This is a genomic window from Halorussus marinus (assembly GCF_004765795.1).
Taxonomy (GTDB): domain Archaea; phylum Halobacteriota; class Halobacteria; order Halobacteriales; family Haladaptataceae; genus Halorussus; species Halorussus marinus.
This window is the reverse complement of the sequence record NZ_SBIV01000008.1, coordinates 51,522-70,475: the sequence shown is the minus strand read 5'-3', so window position 1 is coordinate 70,475 and position 18,954 is coordinate 51,522. Positions and strand designations below refer to the sequence as shown.

Genomic DNA, 18,954 nt, shown 5'->3' with positions numbered 1-18,954 from the left:
TGGGGTCTCTGCGTCGGTTCGCTGTCGGTGCGGCCGTCTCCGTCGCCAGTCCGAATCCGTCACTCATCGGTGCACGAGCGAGTGGTGATAGGAAAACGACTTAATTGTGTTCCTCTCTGAACCCAGATACGACGCGCGAGCGCCGACGTGCCGAACCGGCCTTCGAACGGGCGCTCGGCGTCGGATTCACTCCTCGCGGTCCTTCAGCCACTCGTCGAGCAGGTCCCGGACCGCCGCCTCGCGGCTGTCGCGGTAGTCGGCGAACGCGAGGTCGTCGAGCGCCTCGATTTCGGTCTCCTCGAGTTCGATCGCGACCTCCTCCATGTCGAGGTGGTCCAGTGTCATCTTCCCGAGAGTGCACCCGGGAGGCACATATACGTTCGTCAGACGGTCGTGCGACGCGGCCGCGAGCCCGCCCGGACCGTCGATCGAACAACCGACCTTTCAAGCCGACGCCGACCCAAGCGCCGACGAGTACCCGTGAAACACCTCCCGAAGCACCTCCGGCCGCGGTGGCGCTACCTCGCGGTCCGGCTCGACGCCTGGCCCGACGCCGACTTCGACCGCCGCGACTTCCAGCGGTCGGTCTGGTTCGCCGCCCAGAACCTTGTGGGCGACGCCGCCAGCGCCGACGCCGACCTGAAAGTCCTCCGATTTGACTTCGCCGACGGGACCGGGGAGGCCATCGTCAGAGTCCGACGGGGCCACTCGGAGCCGGCACGGGCGGCGCTTGCCTGCATCGACGGGGTTAACGGCGACCCGGTCGGGGTGCGCGTCGTCGGTATAAGCGGTACGGTACGTGCCTGTGAAGAAAAGTATTTACGGCGAGACGGCCAATTTCGTGACGAGAGAAAAGTCGTGTTCGAGGACGCTCGACGCTCCGCAGTCGTCCGAGGCGACCGCCTCGACGTGCGGACCGACGGCGCGTTCGCGGGCGCGACGGAACTCGATTTCGAGTGATACTATGCAGGGACAAGCCCAACAGCAGGCCTACGACCGTGGGATCACCATCTTTTCCCCGGACGGACGGCTCTACCAGGTCGAATATGCCCGCGAGGCCGTCAAACGCGGCACGGCGAGCATCGGCGTCCGAACTGACGACGGCGTCGTGCTGGCCGTGGACAAGCGCATCCGCTCGGAACTCATGGAGCGGACCAGCGTCGAGAAGATTCACAAGGCCGACAACCACATCGGCATCGCCTCGGCGGGCCACGTCGCCGACGCCCGCCAGCTCATCGACTTCGCCCGCCAGCAGGCCCAGGTCAACCGCCTGCGCTACGGCGAGCCCATCGGGGTCGAGACGCTGACGAAGGAGGTCACCGACCACATCCAGCAGTACACGCAGGTCGGCGGCGCGCGCCCGTTCGGCGTCGCGCTCATCATCGGCGGCATCGAGGACGGCGAGCCCCGCCTCTACGAGACCGACCCGTCGGGGACTCCCTACGAGTGGAAGGCGCTGGCGGTCGGCGCCGACCGCGGCGAGCTTCAGGACTACCTCGAAGAGAACTACGCCGAGTCGATGGACCTCGACGGCGGCATCGAGCTCGCGCTCCGCGCGCTGGGCTCGGTCAACGACGGCGAACTCAGCCCCGAGGGCGTCGGCGTCGCCACCGTAGACGTCGAGAGCGAGTCGTTCATCGAGCTCTCGAACGACGAGGCCGAGGAGTACCTCGCGGAGCTCGAACTGCTCGGCGGCGGCGACGACGACGAGCAGGAGCCCGAGGAGTAACGACCCCTTTCTTCCCGCGGTTTCGACGCCTGCACAGCCGTGGCGCTCCGGATCGAAACGCCGCCGGCGACTACCCCTCCAGAACGCCGATCCGGTCGCTCCGGTAGCCGAAGATGTCCTCGTAGCCGTACGCCGACAGCAGGATGGGGTAGAACGGCTCGTCGGCGACGAGCCGGCGGTCGTCGGCGGCCGCGAACGCCTCGCCGCCCTCGACGCGCTCGAAGTTCTCGGCGAACACCTCGTACTCCGTGGCCGGTGACTTGGAAATCCGGCTGTCGAGTCGGAACACCTCGACGGGGTCGGCCCCCTCGTCCGGGAGCGACTCGCCCGCCGGGAGGACGCCGGTCGCCCGCAGGAACCCGCGGGTCAGCTCGACCGCGTTCTCGGCGGCCTCGGTCGAGCCCTGATAGCCGCACTCGACCTCGACGGTGTGTGGGTACTCGATGAGCCGGCCGTCGGTATCGTTCTGGGTGTCGACGAGCTCCGAGATCGGCAGGTGGGGACAGACCGTTCGGGCGACCGCCCCGACCTCGTCGGTCACCGCGAACGGCTCGCCGTACGACTGGGTGGAGTGGAGCGCGAGCGTAGTGCAGTCGCGGACCTCGCGGGCGAGGTCGGTCGCGAGCCGGCCTTCGTGGGTGTCTGCGTCCGGGTCGCCGGGGAACGCGCGGTTGAGGTCCTCGTCGACGTACCGGACCTCTCGTTCGAGTGCGAGTTCGTTCGCCACGATGAACTTCACGGGGCGCTCGGTCTCGGGGTCGTCGGCCAACAGGCGCTCGACGGCGTGGACGCCGCAGGGCTCGTCGCCGTGGATCGCGGCGACGACCGCCACCTCCGGCGTGCCCTCGCCTAGCTGCTCGATTCGCATCTCCCGGAACAAAGGGCGGTTCGGCGTTTGAGCGTTTCGGAACCGCTACTCGATCGAGGAACACAGCGACCGGACCGCGGGTTCGAGTTCGCGGCCCGCGTCGGTCAGCGCCACGAGGTCTCGCTGTTGGTCGTACGCGACCAGCCCCGCGTCCGAGAGCTTCGGGACGTGGGTGTGGTACAGCGAGAGGTACACCTCCAACACGGTCTGGGCGTCGACCGACGAGAGCGGCCGGCCCCGCTCCTCGACGGTCACCTCGTCGGCGAGGTCCGCAAGCGGGAGGTCGGCGTGTGAGAGTAGCGCCGCGAGGACACACCGCCGACGGAAGTCACCGAGAGCGTCCAACAGCGCGTCGAGGCCGACCTCGGCGAGTTCGTCGAGATCGTCGGTCGCCGCGAGGACGGCTTCGAGGCGGGGCTCGGACCGGTAGCTGACCGTCCGGCTCTCGGCGTCGTAGTCGAGGAAGCCGGCGTCGTCGAGTTTCGGCAGGACCGCGTGGTGGAGGCAGTCGACGTCGACCTCGTCGGCGAGGTCCGCGACGGCGGTCTCGATTCTCTCGCCGTCCGCGCGCTCGGCGAGGTGGTCGAGGAGGCTTCGACAGCGGGCGTCCGCGACCGCGTCGAAGACCGCGTCGGTCGGGGCGTCGGGCTCGGCGCCCCGCGGGCCGGCGTCGGCGAGCATGTCGTATCTGCGTTCGATCGTCGTCACGTAGATCCCTCCGTTTGGACGGGGCGGTCCCCTACGTTCGAACCGTGTTCGGCCGAGATGTATAAGGTGTCGATTTCGCCCGACCGGCTCGATCGGCGGGATCGACGCCGTCGGAGCTCGCGCGATCGACCGACACCGACGTGGCTCACACTTCCGCGAGGAGACCCTTGGCGGCCGCGTGGTACTAAGTGTCGCTGTCGCGTCGGCTCGCACGCATGGCCGAAGACGACACCTCCGAGGGCGACGGCGCCCCGACCGACGACAGGCGGCTCGTCGCCGGCTGGCAGGGCCGCTACTACGAGGATTTCGCGGTCGGCGACGTGTACAAACACCCGTACGGGCGGACGGTGACCGAGACCGACAACGTCTGGTTCACCAACCTGACGATGAACGTCAACCCGATGCACTTCAACGAGGCGTACGCCGCCGACACCGAGTTCGGCGAGCGCCTGGTCGACGGCACGTTCGTCATCGCGCTGGCGGTCGGGATGAGCGTCGTCGACGTGTCGGCGAACGCGACCGCGAACCTCGGCTACGACGAGGTTCGCCACCACGCCCCTGTCTACCACGGCGACACCATCTTCGCCGAGAGCGAGGTGCTCGACAAGCGCGAGAGCGACTCGCGGGACCACGTCGGCATCGTCACCACCGAGCTCCGGGCGTACAATCAGGACGACGAGCTGGTGCTCTCGCTGGAGCGGACCCCGATGGTGCTCAAACGCGACCACGTCGAGCCCTCGCCCGCCCGGCCCACCGGCTGGCCCGAGGGCGTCGGCACCCAGCCCGAGGACCTGGAGTGAGCCGGCTCACTCCGCGGCCGGGGTGACGTCGCTCGGGGGCTCGGTCGCGATGACGCGGGCGACGAACCCCGCCGCGACCAGCGCCAGCGCCGCGAGCATGAGCCAGCTCGTCCGATAGCCCACCGCGTCGGCGAGGTAGCCGAACGCCGGCGGCGCGAACAGCGCGCCGCTCGTGAGCGCGAGCTGGCCGCCCGCGGTCGCGCCGCCCATCTCGTCGGCCGAGACCAGCGTCGCCAGACAGGAGTAGTAGACGCCGGTACATCCGAGGATGAAACAGCCGAGGACGACGAACGCGCCGGCCGCGAGGAGTCGCCGGTCGACGACCGCGACGCCGACGAACGAGGCCGCGCTCAGAAGCGACTGGACGAGCAGGACCGCGCCGATGCGCCTGCGGGGGTCGCCCGGCAACGCGTCGCTCAGCCAGCCGGTGACGACCCGGCCGACGCTCCCCGAGACCTGCACCGCCGCGAGCACGAGCCCGCCGAAGGCGACCGACGCGCCGACCGACTCCTCGACGTAGATGATCGTGTACCCGGTGGTGGTGAACAGCCCGGCGCCCAGACAGACGCCGGCGCCGGCGAGCGCCCGGTAGGGCCGATTCGACGCGAGCCGCCGGAAGTCGGGGTAGCTCGCCTCGCCGGCGCCCCCGGAGCCCCGGTAGACCGCCCAGAAGGCCGCCGCGACCGCCAGCCCGCCGGCCGCCGCGACGTAGAAGCCCGCCTCCCAGTACAGGACGCCCGCGATGCCGGTGACCAGTAGCGCGCTCGCGCCGCTCCCGGCGGTGACGCCGACCTGCTTGATCCCGACCGCGAGGTTCTGGCGGCCGGGCGGCGTGGTGTCGAAGATCGCCTTGTTCGTCCCGGGCATCGCGGTGCCGTACAGCGACCCGAGCAGGAAGGTGCTGACCAGCAGGGTCGGGTACGACCACGATCCGGTGACGAGGATCGCGCCCGTCGAGAGCCCGAGCAGGCCGGCGGTGAGCGTCCGGCGCTCGCCGTACCGGTCGGTGATGGCCCCCAACGGGAGCAGAAACGCCGCGTAGCCGAGGGTCAGCGACGTGACCACCAGACCGACTTCGGTCCCCGAGAGCCTGAACCGATCGCGGAAGAACGGCGTCGCCGCGAACACGGCGTAGTAACAGACGCTGGCCGCCAACTGCCAGACGAAGACCAGCGACACGACGCGATACAGACCCATTTACTCCGGCGAAGGTCTGGGACCGGCTAAAGCGGTCCGGTCGCGGAACCGCTCGCGCGGTCTGGCCCGACCGCGCGGCCGCCTCGCCCGGCGCGATTAGTCGAGCGCCTCGGCGTACTCGAAGTCCGTGGGGCCGGCTTCGGGGCGGTCGCCGTCGAGGCGAATCGCCCACCCCTCCAGCGCGGCGGGATCGTCGAGCGCGTTCGTCGCCGTCGCTCGCACGTCAGTCACGTCCACGCCGTAGAAGTCCGAGGGCACGCCGTGGAGGTACTGCAGGGCGGTCTCGAACAGCGACCGCATGCCGGCGTCGTCCTCGAAGTCGAAGTGCTTGTACGCCCCCGCCGCGATCTGGACCATCCCGTGGCAGAACTGCGATTCGGGCGCGCCCGTCCCGTAGTTGTACCACTCGTCCTCGAAGCAGTCGTGGGCCTCGTGGAACGCGCCGGCGTTGAACAGCCGAACGCCGTGTATCGTCGCCCGGCGGAGCGTGCCGTGCTCCCACCGGCGCTCGTCGGGGCGCCACCCCGACGGTTCGCCGGCGGGCGGGCCGACCGTCCGATCGCGGGTGTGGTCGTCCATAGTCGGCGTACGCGTCGGAGCCGGATACCGTCGTCGGACTCCGAGCGACCCGTTCGGGGCTCCGAGGCGGGGAGCCGGCGTCGGGCGAGGGGCCGGGCCGTCTCGAAGAGCAAACTATACGCCCGGGCCGGCCCGAGACGGCGGTATGTCGTGGACCACGCTGGTCGTGGCGGGACTGTTCGAAGTGGCGTGGGCGGTCGGGCTGACCTACTCGGAGGGGTTCACGAACCTCCGGGCGTCGGTCGCGACTCTGCTCGCGCTCGCGATCAGTATGGGACTGCTCGCCCGCGCGGTCGAGACGCTCCCGGTCGGGACGGCGTACGCGGTCTGGACCGGCATCGGCGCGGTGGGGACCGCGATTCTGGGGATCGTGCTGTTCGAGGAGTCGGCCGACCCGGTCCGGCTCGGCTTCGTCGGCGTCATCGTCGTCGGCATCGTCGGCCTGCACGCCACGTCCGGACACTGACGCGGGGGTTCCGTTTTCGACTCGAACGAACTCAGACGCAGTGACCCCCGACTGTCGACGCCTGCGAAGCGAGGTACGACGGCCGACGCCGGGACTCGCGGCGAGAGTGGTTGGCTCGGTTTCACTCTCCGATACGTTTTAGGACGCCCGTTCTGTACCCCTCGGACAATGCAAGCAGCACGCGCACCACTCGAGAGCGACGACAGCGTCAGCCAGTGCGTCGTCGAGGCGGTCGCAGAGGCCGAGGGGGTCGCGCCGACGGAGCTCTCGCCGCCGCTCTACGAGGTCGTCGACCCCGACGCGCTCGATCGACTGTTCGCTCCCCGACCGGCGCCGTCCGGCGGTCGTGTCGTCTTCTCCTACAACGACTACGAAGTCATCGTCGACGCCGCGGGTGACGTCTCGGTCTCGGCGGCCGACGCCTGAGTTCTCGGTCCCGGCTCGTCCCGAATAGCTACGTTCCTCCCGTTCGAAGGGGCGAGCGTGTCGGTCATCCACGACTACCACGTCCACTCGAACTACTCCGACGGCTCGGGCATGCCCCTGATGGTCGCGGCCGCGGCCTACGCCGGCCTCTCGGCGGTCGGGTTCGCCGACCACTGCAACGTCGCCGAGCGCGACCGGCTGATCCGCGCGAAACGCGAGTACGGCTTCAACCTCGATCGGACCTACCCGCTCCGGCGCGAGGGCATCGAACTGCTCCGCGAGCGAGCCGACCTCGACGTCTACGACGCCGTCGAACTCGACTACGCGCCCCGCGACGAGGACGATATTGCGACCTTCCTCGACGAAGCGGGCTTCGACTACGCGATCGGTAGCGTCCACCGGGTCGGCGACGCAAACGTCCAGCGCAGTCGGCCGTTCGAGGACAAGTCGCGGGCCGAGCGCCGCGCGGTGGTCGACGACTACTACCACCGACTCGTCGACCTGATCGACTCGGAGCTGTTCGAGATCGCCGCCCACGTCGATCTGATCGAGCGGACGCCGGAGCTCCGCGGGTACACGACCGACGACCACCACACGATGGTCGCCGACGCGTTCGAGCGCTCCCGGACCGTCCCGGAGCTGAACGCCGGGCGAGTGCTCGACGACTACGGCGCGTTCCACCCCGAACCGGGGTTCCGGGAGACGCTCCGGGAGCGCGGCGTGAGGTTCGTCGCCGGCTCCGATTCGCACGCCCCCGGCGAGCTTCGGGACCGGATTCCGGCGATCGCCGAGGCGTTCGACGCCCGGGACGCCGAGCCGGCCACTCTGTTCGAGTGAGAACGCCGTCGCTCGCCCAGCGGCGCCGAAAGGAAGTTGCGAGGGCCCGCGTGGGCCGAGTTTTGCGAGGGAAGAGCGCCCCCTGAGGGCGTCTTCTGCACTCGTGTGAGTTCGAGGGAAGGGATTTGAACTTCAGCCGGACTACGTCCGACAGCGTTCAAATCCTTCCGTCGTGCAGTCACGCGCTCACTGTCTTCGCGCGGACATGCGAGGGAAGGGATTTGAACCCTTGGACCCCTACGGGAGCGGATCTTGAGTCCGCCGCCGTTTCCAGGCTTGGCTACCCTCGCACGCACGACGACGTACGCGCTTTGCGGGTTTTAACCCCTGTGTTTCCGATTCGGTGGGCCGTCTGGGGACGTCGGGCTGGGTCGCCCGACGTCGTTTTCGCGGAGGCCGACCCCGTTCCGGTATTCAGGACCCGCCGTAGGAGTCGAGTCGGACCGTCCGCCGTCCTCCGAACGTAGACCTGATAATATCGGTAAGTAGCCAGAATTATATGCGTTTGATTCCCACGCCGACACGAAGATGAGCAGTGACCCTCCAATCGACACCGGCGGACTCGCTCAGTCCGCCACGGTAATCGGTCTCGTACTAGTGCTTATCGTCTCGCTTATCGGCGGCGTGATGGCGTTCGAAGGCGTAGACGAAGGCGAAGTGAAGGTCGTCAAGAACCAGGGCGCGGTGACGGGCGACATCCTCGAACCCGGCTGGCACTTCATCACGCCCCTCGTCGAGGGCGTCGTCAGCGTCCCCACCCGACCTCAGACCTATACGATGAGCCACCAGAGTGGCGAAGGAGCTAACGCGGCTCAGGACGACTCGGTGCGCGTCCTCACGCAGGACGGCCTGCACGTCGATATCGACGTGACCGTCCGCTACCGGGTCACGCCCCGCGACGCGCCGCGGTTCCACGAGGAGTACCGGGACCTCCCGACCGCCGAAACGCGGCTCATCCGCCCGACGGTCCGGTCGGTCCTGCGCACCGAAGGCGGGAACATCGACGTGACCGACATCTACACCGGCGAAGGGCAGACGCGGCTCAAAATCGCGGTCGAACGGGCGCTCAAGAACGAGACCGGTGGCGGCGGTATCGTCATCGAGAGCGTCCAGATCCGGAACGTCCGACTCCCCGACGAGTACGCCAAATCCATCGAACAGAAGAAGGTCAAACAGCAGAAGATCGAGGAAGCAGAGTACGAGATTCAGGTCGCCGAGAAGAACAAAGAGCGTCAGGTCATCGAGGCCGAGGCCGAGTCCGAACAGATTCGGATCAAGGGCGAGGCGCTCCGCGAGAACCCCGAAGTGCTCGATCTCCGGTATATCGAGGCGCTCCGCGAGAACAACAACACGATCTACGTCCCGGCCGAGGGCGGGGTCACTCTCACGCGCGACGTGACCGACGACGCCAGGTCCGGGAACCAGAGCGAAAGCTGACGGACAGACGAACACGGGAGCTTCGAGATGCGACGATACCTTACGTTCGCGCTGGTCACCGCCGTCGCGTTCGCGCTGTTAGCGGCGATGGCCCGCGTCTCGGGCTTTCTGTTGGTACCGCTCCTCCTCGCGGCCCTCCTCGGGCTCGGATACGTGGGCGTCCGGATCGCGACCGGGACGTCGTCGCCCTACCCGCGGATCGCCTCGGGCGTGGTCGAGCGGACCGAGTCGACACCGATTCGGCTCTCCGAAGAGACTCCCTGTGATTCCTGCACCGACTGGGAGGGGCCGGGCGAGCGCCGCATCACGCATCGAGAGGTCGTCTTTCTGGGCGTCCCGCTGGTTCGGCTCTCGACGACGCGGACGGTCCTCTGTGAGGTGTGTGCCGATCCGCTCGCGACCGTCGAGGACCCGACCCGGGACGCGATCGACCGCGAACTCGAACACGATCGGTGAGACGCCGTCGCGGGGCGGCGATACGACGGGGCTCCGGGACGTCGGACCGCCCGGTATTTCGAACCGACAACGCTTTTCCCGACACGCTCTACCGCTGGCACATGAGCGACGCCCAGACCGACCCCCGACTCGCGGTCGCCGAGCGCGCGGCGCGAGCGGGCAGTGAGGTCGCCGCCGAGGGGTTCCGCGACGACATCGACGTCGAGATCAAGTCGGGCAAGACCGACGTGGTCACCGAGGCCGACCGGGCCGCCCAGCGACGGGTCATCGAGGTCATCCGCGAGGAGTACCCCGACGACGCCGTCGTCGGTGAGGAGGAAGACGAACTCAAAGCGGTGCCCGAGACCGGCGACGTCTGGATCATCGACCCGATCGACGGCACGAACAACTTCGTGCGGTCGACGCCCCTCTGGACGACCAGCGTCGCGGCGGTCCGGGACGGCGAACCGGTCGCGGCCGCCAACGTCTCGCCGGCGCTCGGCGACACCTACCTCGCGGGCCCCGACGGGACGCGGCGCAACGGCGAGCCCGCGTCGGTCAGCGACAAGACCGACCCCGAGACGTTCGCGGTCGCGCCCACGATCTGGTGGGACTTCGACCGCCGCGACGAGTACGCCGCCGTCTGCCGGGAGATCGTCGAGCGGTTCGCCGACATGCGCCGGCTGGGGTGTGCCCAGCTCACCCTCGGTATGGTCGCCACTGGCGGGCTCGAAGGCGCGATCACGAACGTCGTCCCGAACCCGTGGGACACGGTGGCCGGCGTCTACATGATCCGGCAGGCCGGCGGGGTCGTCACCGACCTCGACGGCGAGCCGTGGCGACACGACAGCGAGGGGCTGGTGGCTTCGAACGGTGAAGCCCACGAGGAACTGCTCGCGGCCGCCCGAAACGTCCCATAAGGAATCGTCCGAGAACGCGGCCTGAATCTAAGGATATTTAGTCTGAAAGAATCTGATACTACGTATGGAACTCGACGACACCGATCGTGCGATACTGGAAGCGCTGCAGGAGAACGCGAGAACGCCGTTCAGCGAGATCGCGCGCCGGATCGACATGTCGAGCGCGACGGTTCACGATCGGGTCAACCGAATGGAGGAAGCAGGGGTCATCGAGGGGTACCACGCGAAGGTCGACCCGAAGGCGCTCGACTACGGCATCTCGTCGATCGTCGGGCTTCAGGTCGAGCAGGGCCAAGAGCAAGAGACCCTGGAGCGACTCGAAGACATTCCTGGCGTCCAGGAGGTCCACCTCACCACCGGATCGTGGGACGTTCTGATGCGCGTCTACGCCGAGGACGCCGACGAACTCCGCCGGCTCATGTTCGACAACGTCGCCCAGATGGAGGGGTTCGCCCGCTCGCAGACGATGGTGATCCTCGGGACCCCCTACGAGGCCGAGGAGCTCCCGGTCGACGGCGTCGAGTGATCCGACGGCCGATACCGGAACCGTAAAACCGCCCCGATACGCCACCTAACCCATGGTCACCGCTATCGAAGAGCTTGATTCCGAGCGGCTCTGGGTCGGCGCGGTCGCGGCCCTGCTGGTCGCGCTGATCGGCGGGTCGATCGCGTTTCCCGAGCGGGTCTACTACGGGTTCGTCTGGCACTACTTCTGGGGGCCGGTGCTGGCGGACGCACAGAGCGCGGCGTGTGCGGTCTACGCCGACGGATCGACGACGTACCTCTCCGACGCCGCGTCGTGTGCGGCCGCGGCCGAACCGGTCGCGTACCCCGGCTACACGATCGTCTCCGAGATCGGCTACGCGGTGACGCTGCTGGTCGCGTTGATCGGCGTGGTGTTTCTGCTGCGCCGGCTCGACGTCGGCCGGGACCGCGAGCTGTTCTACGCGCTGTTCCCCTACATGCTGGTCGGCGGCGCGCTACGCGTGGTCGAGGACGCGTTCGACGCCGTGCCCGAGGGCGTCGACATCGCGATCGCGTTCCCGTGGAACACGCTCATCATCAGCCCCGTGATCTACTTCACGATGTTCGCGATCACGCTGGTCGCGCTCGTCGCCAGCGTCCGGCTGACCGGCGGCGACGCGAACTACCGCTATCCGCTCGCGGGCGTCGGCACCGCACTGCTCGCGGTCATTCTCGGCTATCTCACCTTCCTCGCGTTCACGACCGACTACGTCCAGTTCTACCCCCAGATCACGGCCGTCGTCGTGGTCGCGGCGACGCTTTTGACCGCCGGCGTCTGGTGGGCGATCGAGCGCTACGCCCCCCAGATCAACCGCGGCACCCGGAACATGGGCATCGTGGTCCTCTGGGCCCACACCGTCGACGGCGTGGCGAACGTGGTCGGGATCGACTGGGCGCGCGAACTCGGCCTGCCCGCCGATCTGGTCCCCAAACACCCCGTCAACCGCGCGCTGATCGGCGTCGGCGAGCAGTTCCCCGAGGCGGTCCAGCAGGTCATCGGAACCGCGTGGCCGTTCCTGATCGTGAAGCTGATCGCCGCGGTGTTCGTCATCTGGGTGTTCGACGAGCGCATCTTCGAGGAGAGCCCGCGCTACGCGATCTTGCTACTCATCGCCATCGTCGCGGTCGGGCTCGGCCCCGGGAGCCGGGACATGCTCCGGGCGACGTTCGGCATCTAAGGTTCCAGGCGTCTGAGCGCGGCCTCCGGGAAGTAGCGCCCGCCGCAACTGGGACACTCCGCCACCTCGATTTCCGTCTCGCCCCCGAATCCGAGCCGCTGGGCCGCTACCGTCCGTCTGGCGAGCGACTCGTCGCACTGGACACAGCCGAGGTCGAACTCGGTCGTCATCGGTCCCCCTTCGGCGGCCGGCGCAGAACGATCCGTGCCATACGCTACCAGCCACAACGGGCGGGACGATAAAACTCCCCGACGTCTGGAGTCGACTTGCTCAGGGGTACGGGTGGAACGGGCGGTCGGGTCGGAACTCGAACCCGAGCGCCGCGGGCACCTCGCGGGCGCGCTCGCCGAAGAACGGCTCGCCGGTGAAAAGCGGCTGGGCCTCCGGAACGAGCGTTCGCACCGCCTCGAAGTCCAGTCGCTCGACGTCCCGTGTGGTCGTTGACGCGGCGTAGGCCGACAGGTCGGCGTCCGCGAGCCTGTCGAGGACGGCGTCGAGTTCGGCGAGGCCCTCGGGCGGGTCCGCGGGGCCGACGCTGGCGCTCGGGACGGTCGTCTCGGTCCGGACGAACTCGCGGGCGGCCTCGGGGAAGTCGGCGTACCGGCCGATCGCGCCGTCCTCGTCGGCGGCGTCGGCCTCGCCCATCGAGCGCAGTTCCATCCAGTTTTGGAGCGCCTCGGCCAGCGCCGACGCCGCGGCCGCGTCCGGGTCGAGGTCGGCGTCGGATCCGACCGCGAACCGGGGCCACGCCCCATCGCGGTGGACCGCGACCGCGACCACCGGCACGTCGACGTTTTGGGTGACCAGCAGGGGCGTCACGTCGAGGCCCTCGGCCCGGGCGCGCTTCGCGAGCGCGTCGAATCGTTCGGTGTCGACCGCGAGCCCGAGCGGTTCGAACGTCGAGTACCACGCCAGCATGGTCGCGTCGCGCTCGATCGCCTCGTAGAGCCCGGACAGCGTCGCCTCGACCCCGGAGTTGCCGAGCCCGAGCCCGGTCGTGATCGAGGGCCTGTGGCGGACGTCCGGGGGCGGGAAGTGGACGAACTCGGCGGGGAGCGCGACCGGGTCGCCGGTCTGCAGGTCCTCGCCGTCGACCCACGCGAGTTCGTCGTCCGGGCCGGGGTCGGTCCACCCGTCGGGGCGGACGAACGCCGCGGGCGGAACCGGCGCGTCGAGGTCGACCGACCGGGCGATCCGGAACGACGACTCGCGGTAGACGCCCGCGGCGTACCGTTCGAGCGCCTCGCCGAGCGCCTTCATCAGCGCCTCGTTCCAGTCGACGGCGACCCCGGCGGCCTGCTCGGCCGATCGCGCGTCGCTGAAACCGGTCGTGTCCGCGAGGGTCGCCAGGTAGTACGGCGCGGGGAACGACTCGGCCTCGCCGAGCGTCGAGACGATGCCGACCCGGTCGTCGACCGCCAGTTCGGCGCGTGTCAGCGACGCCTCGAGGGTCGCGTCGACGAACTCGCGATCCAGCCCGGGCTCGGCCTCCGGGTCGGCGCCACAGATCGAACAGCCCGGAACCGGAAGCAGGCGCCGCTCGGCGTGGGGGACTTCGAGGACGCCGCCGAGGACCGCCGAGTCCTCGCCGTCGAGGAGCCTCGCCGCCTCTCGGCCGGCGAGCGCGCCCGCAAACCGGGCGGTGGCCGGCGCGGTCCCGGCGCCCGACTCGGCGTCTCCGTCGTCGGCGTTCGCCGCCACGCGCGCTTCGAGGCACTCGTAACAGGCCGTCCGGACTGTGAACCCCGAAACCGCGGCGTCGACGGCCGATATCGGCCGACCGCCGACACCGCCCAGCTCGACGGCGAGCCACGGCGTCTCGCCCGCCCGGGCCGCGCGGTTCGCCCGCGAAAACGCGGGGGCGCCGGCGTCGTCGACGACCACGCCGAAGTCGGCGCGGCCGAGCTGTTCGGGGTCGAGCGCGACGATTTCGGCCCCGTCGATCGCCGCGCGAACGGCCTCGACCGCGCGACCGGCGCCCGCGATTCCGACGGTCGGTGTGCTCATGGGTCGACGGACGGACCCGGGGACCGAAAAGACCGGTGCTATCGCTCGGAGGTGACGCGAGAAAAACCGAACCGAGAGCGAAGCGCCTCCGTGCTCGGGCGGCGTCAGTGAAGCAGGCTCTGGGCGACGCCCGCGAGCTGGTCGGTGTCGGCGTCGCGGAGGTCGTCGTTCGCGAGCTTGAGACGGAGACGCGGGCGTCCCACGTCGATGGGGACCTTCTCGGTGCCGATGAGCCCCATGTCTTCGAGCTTCGTTTTGGTGCGCGAGAAGGTGGCCTTGCTCGCGATGCCGACGTCCTCGCCCCACTTGCTGATGTCGTACAGCAGGGCCTCGTTTTTCGCCGCGACGAGGAGGCTGATCGTGACTTCGTCGAGGCCGTCGCCGTCCCCGCGGGCCGTCTCCATCGAGGAGAGCACCGCGTCGAAGTCCTCCTGGGCGTCGGGGCTGATCTCCTCGCCGAGGGTCTCTCGCACTCGGGTGATCGGGGGCGTGCGAAGCGAGAACTCGTCGGCGGCGTCCCACTCGTCGGTGTACGAATCGAACGCGTCGCCGACGAACGCCTCGTCGGTCGCGGTGAGGCCGCCGACGTGGTCGTCGGCCGTCACCAGCGCGACGACGACCTCGTCGGTGACGAGCAGGGAGTTGCTCGGCACTTCGTCGCTGGTCCGAAGCGACAGCGCGCCCTCGTCGATGAGGTCGGCGGCGTTGCTCGCGACGATGAAGTCGTCCATCACGTCCTTGAGGCTACCTTCCTCGGCGAGGAGTCGAAGCGTCGGGAGCTCGCCGTCGTAGTCGGTGGCGACGGAGACGAGATCCTCGATCGCGTCCGCAGACGGATTAATTACGAGCAGCGACTCCGGAGCGTCATCGATAACCGCCCGGAGGATTTCAGCTATCTCTCGGTCGAGTAAATTCGATCCAGTTTCCATACGCGCACAAAGGCTCTTACCCTACTTAATTTTAACGTTAGTAACGGGGGGAAATCACGGATTATTTCCGGATATGAAGTCGCAGATCGGATAATTCTAATCGGACGCCGGTCGCGGCCCGAGTTCCGTGAACGTCGTCGGTTCGTGTGGGCCGGCGAACCGGAATCGACCACCGGCGGTCCGGTTCAGGTATCGAGGGATCGAACGGCCGCCGGTTAGGAGTCGGTTTCTCAGCGCAATCGTATCATACTAACGTATAGTCACCCCGAAACAATAAAGTAGTGTCACTGTATAACACTGCACAAGCCATGCGAGCCAAACTTCGACAGTGGTTGATGGATAATCCGCGCGCGCTGAACGCCGCGTTCGCGCTCACCGCGGCCGGAACGGTCGTGGTAGAGGTCGGAACGAACGCGTCGGCGGGAGCGTCGACGGGCCCGTAATCTCGACTACTCGGTCACTATTTTCGCGAGTTCGTCCGACCAGTAGAGGTCGCCGTCGTAGACGAACGGCGCCTCGGCCCGACCGAGGAACGATCGGAGTTCGTCGGTGTCGAGCGTGAACGTCGACTCGTTGCCGTGGAGGCGCATCTCGTCGCGGTCGGGGAGATACACCTGATAGCCCCCGCCGATCGACCGGGACGCGAGCTGGTTGTACGTCACCTCGAACGCGCCGTCGCGCTCCTCGATGCGGCCGGCGCTCGAATACCGGTTGTCGGTCTGGGTCAGCGTGTGCGTGCCGTCGCCGACGACGGCGTAGTCTTTCCCCATCATGATCCGGCGGCGGGCGAACTGGAGCGCACGCTGGATGCTGAACCCGTGGATCAGCAGTCGGGCGAACGCCGCCCCGACCGTCGCGGCCTGCTTGTTCAACACCTTGGTGAACGTGACCGCGCCGGCGGCGCTCCCCTTTCTGACGAGCTCTCGGCCCTCGTAGTAGGAGCCACAGGCGTTCAAGAAGAACGTCTGGACGTTGCTCTCGCCGATGTCGGCGACCGAGAGGTTCCCGCCCCGACACCGCAGTCCGTCCTCTTCACAGTGGCCGATGTAGTGGACGAAGTCCCGCGACGACTCGAAGACGTCGGCGAGCTCCCCGGTCGTGAGCCGCTCGTGGAGGGTCAGATCGATCGGGAGGTCCTCGCTTCGCTCCCGGTAGATCTCCGAGACGGTCGCGCGCTCGTCGGCCATCTCCTCGTCGTTGAGGACGACCGTCACGTCGATGTCACCGGTCGTCTCGTCGAGGTACTTGAACCGGTTCTCGTAGGCGTCGGGCACCGCGTTGAACACGTCGATCGGCACCCCGTCGGCCAGCCAGCCGCTGATGCGAGCGTCGTGGAGCACCGGGTCGCGCCGGTCGACCGACTCGACCTCGCCCGCGGTCGACCGGGCGAACCCCTCGGCGGCCGTCGGCGACGCCGCCGTCGCGTCGGCGGCGTCCGACCGATAGAAGTCGTCGATCGACCGGCTGAGGAGCTCGCTCTTGTCGAGTTCCGTGGACTCGGGTCGGTAGACGAGACTCAGCGAGTCGAGCAGGTACGGGAGCACGCCGGCGTTGGCCGGCTCGTCGGCGACGTGAACCGCGAGGTGCCACGCCGGGAGATCGCCGTCGATGCGCCCGTAGTCGGCGTCGAGATACGTCCCGAGTTGTTCGGCCGGCGTCGCCTCGTAAGTCGCCGCGGGGTCGAGCGCCAACTCTTCGAGCAGGTCGAGTTCGGCGAGTTCCCAGCTGAACTCCCCGGCGTTCCGGACCAGACAGTCGAGGAAGAACACCCGACGAAGCGTGTCGGCGACCTCGTGTTGGAACGCGGGCAACGGGGAGAACTCCCGATCGACGCCGGCCGACGGCGCGCGCAATACCGGTCTGGATCTGTCGGCAACGGTGAGTTCGGCCTGCAGGTAGTGGGCCAGCGGGGCCGCGACGTAGACGGACGCGAACTCGTCGGGGACCACCAGTTCGATCCCGACCTCGGGGCGGGCCCGAGCGAGCCCGTCGGGAATCTCGGTTCGGTCGCCGAACGCGATCCGGGGCGGGTGACCCCGGAGGTTCGGAAACGACCGGTCCGGGCCGGTGGTCTTGTGGGCCGCCGACGAGTAGGTGACCGCCGTCGCGACCCCGGCGGGAGTCCGGGGGACGGTGACGGTTCCGATCGGCTCCTCGTGGTGACTCCGGAATCCGAACGTCACTAGCGTACGCTCGGGGAACGAGACGTACAGGTGGTCGTAGTCCTCGGACTTCCAGACGGTCGCGGGGCCCGAGAACTTCAAGTACGTCTTGATGTTGAGAGTGACGTCCAGCAGGTACTCGTCGTCGGGGAGTTCCAGCGGGTCGGCGTCACTGCCGTGGGTGTACTCGGCGTCGGCCTTCCCGCCGTGGGCGAAGACGAGCCCGGGCGGGAGCCGGATTTCGGAGGCGTAGCCCGCGAGGCGCTCGTCCAGCGGGCGCTCGATGGCGTCGACCGCGTCGGCCGGCTCCCAGTCGTCGGCGTCTACTCGCACCTCCGTCTTCGTGCTGTCGAGCACCCGCAACCCCGAGTCCGTCTCCTCCCAGTCGAGCATGTCTGCGTCACGAATCGTATCCCACGCGTCGTTTATAGTTTTGTCGTCCTCCAGAAGCGCCGCGAAAGGTAAGCTTATACGCCGGGACATACCGATTTCGTGCATGGAGTACGACCGCGTCCGTGCCGCCGACCCGGAGGTAGCAGACGCCCTCGAGGCTGAAGTCGACCGCCAGCGCGACACGCTGGCGATGATCGCGAGCGAGAACCACGTCAGCGAGGCCGTGATGGAAGCCCAGGGGAGCGTCCTCACGAACAAGTACGCCGAGGGCTACCCCGGTTCGCGCTACTACGGCGGCTGTGAACACGTCGACACGGTCGAGAACCTCGCCATCGAGCGCGCCAAGGAGCTTTGGGGCGCCGAGTACGTCAACGTCCAGCCCCACTCGGGTTCGCAGGCGAACATGGCGGTCTACTTCGCGATGCTCGACCCCGGCGACAAGATCCTCTCGCTCGATCTGACCCACGGCGGCCACCTCAGCCACGGCCACCACGCCAACTTCACCGGCCAGCTCTACGAGGTCGAGCAGTACGAGGTCGACCCCGAGACGGGGTACGTCGACTACGACGCCCTCCGGGAGCACGCCGAGGAATTCGACCCCGACATCGTCGTTTCGGGCTACTCGGCGTACCCCCGCGAGGTCGAGTGGGAGCGCGTCCAGGCGGCCGCCGACGCCGCCGACGCCTACCACCTCGCGGACATGGCCCACATCACCGGGCTGGTGGCGTCGGGCGAGCACGCCTCGCCGGTCGGGATCGCGGACTTCGTGACCGGGTCGACCCACAAGACGATCCGTGCGGGTCGGGGCGGCATCGTGCTCGCCGACGAGGAGTACGGCGACGCCATCGACTCCGCCGTCATCCCGGGGATGCAGGGCGGGCCCCTCCTGCACAACATCGCTGGCAAGGCGGTCGGCTTCCGAGAGGCGCTCGACTCCGAGTTCGACGAGTACGCCGCCCAGACGGTCAAGAACGCCGAGGCGCTCGGCGAGAGCCTCCAGGAAGACGGTTTCTCGCTGGTCTCTGGGGGCACCGACACCCACCTCGTGCTGGTCGACCTCCGGGAGTCCCACGAGGACGTGACCGGCAAGCAGGCCGAGGAGGCCCTCGAAGACGTGGGCATCGTCCTGAACGCCAACACCGTCCCCGGCGAGACGCGCTCGCCGTTCGTCACCAGCGGCATCCGGGCGGGAACCCCCGCACTCACGACCCGGGGCTTCGACGAGGACGACTGCCGGTACGTGGGCGACCTCATCGCCCGGGTCGTCAACAACGTCGACGACGAGGACGTCAAAGCCGAGGTCGCCGAGGACGTCAAAGCGCTCTGCGAGGCGAACCCGCTGTACGAGTAATCCACGG

Annotated in this window: 21 protein-coding genes and 1 tRNA gene; 12 read left to right on the top strand and 10 right to left on the bottom strand. The window is 68.4% G+C overall.

Annotated elements, in window-relative coordinates; all coding sequences use genetic code 11:
• Positions 1-186 precede the first annotated feature (186 nt).
• A complete protein-coding gene (locus tag EPY72_RS15380; RefSeq protein WP_134671881.1) occupies positions 187-345 on the bottom strand; it encodes a ribbon-helix-helix protein, CopG family in 159 nt (52 codons plus the stop codon).
• A gap of 135 nt (positions 346-480) precedes the next feature.
• On the opposite strand from EPY72_RS15380, the gene EPY72_RS15375 reads away from it, so the two are divergent.
• Together EPY72_RS15375 and psmA are read left to right on the top strand one after the other, a co-directional pair.
• Entirely contained in the window at positions 481-960 is a 480-nt protein-coding gene (locus EPY72_RS15375) for an Rpp14/Pop5 family protein (RefSeq protein WP_135806998.1), read from the top strand.
• 4 nt (positions 961-964) lie between these two features.
• Complete coding sequence (gene psmA, locus EPY72_RS15370) at positions 965-1,729, top strand: archaeal proteasome endopeptidase complex subunit alpha (RefSeq protein ID WP_135806997.1); 765 nt, start codon at positions 965-967, stop codon at positions 1,727-1,729.
• Positions 1,730-1,799: 70 nt separating this feature from the next.
• Here psmA and EPY72_RS15365 read toward each other — a convergent pair whose 3' ends face one another.
• Both EPY72_RS15365 and EPY72_RS19710 read right to left on the bottom strand, forming a co-directional pair.
• The gene (locus EPY72_RS15365; protein WP_134671884.1) at positions 1,800-2,597 is read right to left on the bottom strand and encodes a M14 family metallopeptidase; all 798 of its coding nucleotides are present in this window, start codon (positions 2,595-2,597) and stop codon (positions 1,800-1,802) included.
• 45 nt (positions 2,598-2,642) lie between these two features.
• Positions 2,643-3,305, bottom strand: coding sequence for a DUF7344 domain-containing protein (locus tag EPY72_RS19710; RefSeq protein WP_209019637.1), 663 nt, complete (start codon positions 3,303-3,305; stop codon positions 2,643-2,645).
• A 215-nt stretch (positions 3,306-3,520) separates the two neighbouring features.
• Between EPY72_RS19710 and EPY72_RS15355 the strand changes: the two genes are divergently transcribed.
• Positions 3,521-4,105, top strand: coding sequence for a MaoC family dehydratase (locus tag EPY72_RS15355; protein ID WP_134671885.1), 585 nt, complete (start codon positions 3,521-3,523; stop codon positions 4,103-4,105).
• A 6-nt stretch (positions 4,106-4,111) separates the two neighbouring features.
• Here the strand turns inward: EPY72_RS15355 and EPY72_RS15350 are convergent, their stop codons facing one another.
• On the bottom strand, positions 4,112-5,302 hold the full coding sequence (locus EPY72_RS15350; protein WP_135806996.1) for an MFS transporter: 1,191 nt from the start codon (positions 5,300-5,302) through the stop codon (positions 4,112-4,114).
• A gap of 96 nt (positions 5,303-5,398) precedes the next feature.
• Positions 5,399-5,881: a DUF309 domain-containing protein gene (locus EPY72_RS15345; protein WP_134671887.1), complete on the bottom strand. Its 483-nt coding sequence runs from the start codon at positions 5,879-5,881 to the stop codon at positions 5,399-5,401.
• A gap of 145 nt (positions 5,882-6,026) precedes the next feature.
• On the opposite strand from EPY72_RS15345, the gene sugE reads away from it, so the two are divergent.
• From sugE to EPY72_RS15330, 3 genes are all read left to right on the top strand, one after another.
• Positions 6,027-6,347, top strand: coding sequence for a quaternary ammonium compound efflux SMR transporter SugE (gene sugE, locus EPY72_RS15340; protein WP_134671888.1), 321 nt, complete (start codon positions 6,027-6,029; stop codon positions 6,345-6,347).
• A gap of 168 nt (positions 6,348-6,515) precedes the next feature.
• The gene (locus EPY72_RS15335) at positions 6,516-6,773 is read left to right on the top strand and encodes a DdfA family disk-determining factor (RefSeq protein ID WP_135806995.1); all 258 of its coding nucleotides are present in this window, start codon (positions 6,516-6,518) and stop codon (positions 6,771-6,773) included.
• 57 nt (positions 6,774-6,830) lie between these two features.
• Entirely contained in the window at positions 6,831-7,610 is a 780-nt protein-coding gene (locus EPY72_RS15330; RefSeq protein WP_210423552.1) for a PHP domain-containing protein, read from the top strand.
• A 206-nt stretch (positions 7,611-7,816) separates the two neighbouring features.
• Here the strand turns inward: EPY72_RS15330 and EPY72_RS15325 are convergent.
• A tRNA-Leu gene (locus EPY72_RS15325) sits at positions 7,817-7,900 on the bottom strand.
• A 238-nt stretch (positions 7,901-8,138) separates the two neighbouring features.
• Between EPY72_RS15325 and EPY72_RS15320 the strand changes: the two genes are divergently transcribed.
• From EPY72_RS15320 to EPY72_RS15300, 5 genes are all read left to right on the top strand, one after another.
• The gene (locus EPY72_RS15320; RefSeq protein WP_135806994.1) at positions 8,139-9,047 is read left to right on the top strand and encodes a prohibitin family protein; all 909 of its coding nucleotides are present in this window, start codon (positions 8,139-8,141) and stop codon (positions 9,045-9,047) included.
• 27 nt (positions 9,048-9,074) lie between these two features.
• Positions 9,075-9,503, top strand: a complete 429-nt coding sequence (locus tag EPY72_RS15315) for a DUF8108 domain-containing protein (RefSeq protein WP_135806993.1) — start codon at positions 9,075-9,077, stop codon at positions 9,501-9,503.
• Between the two features lie 101 nt (positions 9,504-9,604).
• On the top strand, positions 9,605-10,402 hold the full coding sequence (locus tag EPY72_RS15310; RefSeq protein WP_135806992.1) for an inositol monophosphatase family protein: 798 nt from the start codon (positions 9,605-9,607) through the stop codon (positions 10,400-10,402).
• Positions 10,403-10,466: 64 nt separating this feature from the next.
• On the top strand, positions 10,467-10,928 hold the full coding sequence (locus EPY72_RS15305) for an Lrp/AsnC family transcriptional regulator (RefSeq protein WP_134671893.1): 462 nt from the start codon (positions 10,467-10,469) through the stop codon (positions 10,926-10,928).
• Between the two features lie 52 nt (positions 10,929-10,980).
• The gene (locus EPY72_RS15300; protein ID WP_134671894.1) at positions 10,981-12,105 is read left to right on the top strand and encodes a DUF63 family protein; all 1,125 of its coding nucleotides are present in this window, start codon (positions 10,981-10,983) and stop codon (positions 12,103-12,105) included.
• Here the strand turns inward: EPY72_RS15300 and EPY72_RS19530 are convergent.
• The 4 genes from EPY72_RS19530 to EPY72_RS15285 all read right to left on the bottom strand — a co-directional run bounded on the left by EPY72_RS19530 (position 12,102) and on the right by EPY72_RS15285 (position 17,701).
• Complete coding sequence (locus EPY72_RS19530) at positions 12,102-12,275, bottom strand: hypothetical protein (RefSeq protein ID WP_167599487.1); 174 nt, start codon at positions 12,273-12,275, stop codon at positions 12,102-12,104. The two genes, EPY72_RS15300 and EPY72_RS19530, sit on opposite strands and share 4 nt — an antisense overlap.
• Positions 12,276-12,375: 100 nt before the next feature.
• Positions 12,376-14,112 carry a YcaO-like family protein gene (locus tag EPY72_RS15295; RefSeq protein WP_135806991.1) on the bottom strand — a complete coding sequence of 579 codons (1,737 nt, stop codon included), beginning with the start codon at positions 14,110-14,112 and terminating at the stop codon, positions 12,376-12,378.
• Between the two features lie 104 nt (positions 14,113-14,216).
• Positions 14,217-15,041 (bottom strand): transcriptional regulator TbsP, encoded by an 825-nt coding sequence (gene tbsP, locus EPY72_RS15290; protein ID WP_134671896.1) that lies wholly within the window; start codon positions 15,039-15,041, stop codon positions 14,217-14,219.
• Between the two features lie 449 nt (positions 15,042-15,490).
• Positions 15,491-17,701 (bottom strand): hypothetical protein, encoded by a 2,211-nt coding sequence (locus EPY72_RS15285; protein WP_244605601.1) that lies wholly within the window; start codon positions 17,699-17,701, stop codon positions 15,491-15,493.
• Here EPY72_RS15285 and glyA point away from each other — a divergent pair.
• Positions 17,700-18,947 carry a serine hydroxymethyltransferase gene (gene glyA / locus EPY72_RS15280; protein WP_135806990.1) on the top strand — a complete coding sequence of 416 codons (1,248 nt, stop codon included), beginning with the start codon at positions 17,700-17,702 and terminating at the stop codon, positions 18,945-18,947. The two genes, EPY72_RS15285 and glyA, sit on opposite strands and share 2 nt — an antisense overlap.
• Positions 18,948-18,954: the final 7 nt, after the last annotated feature.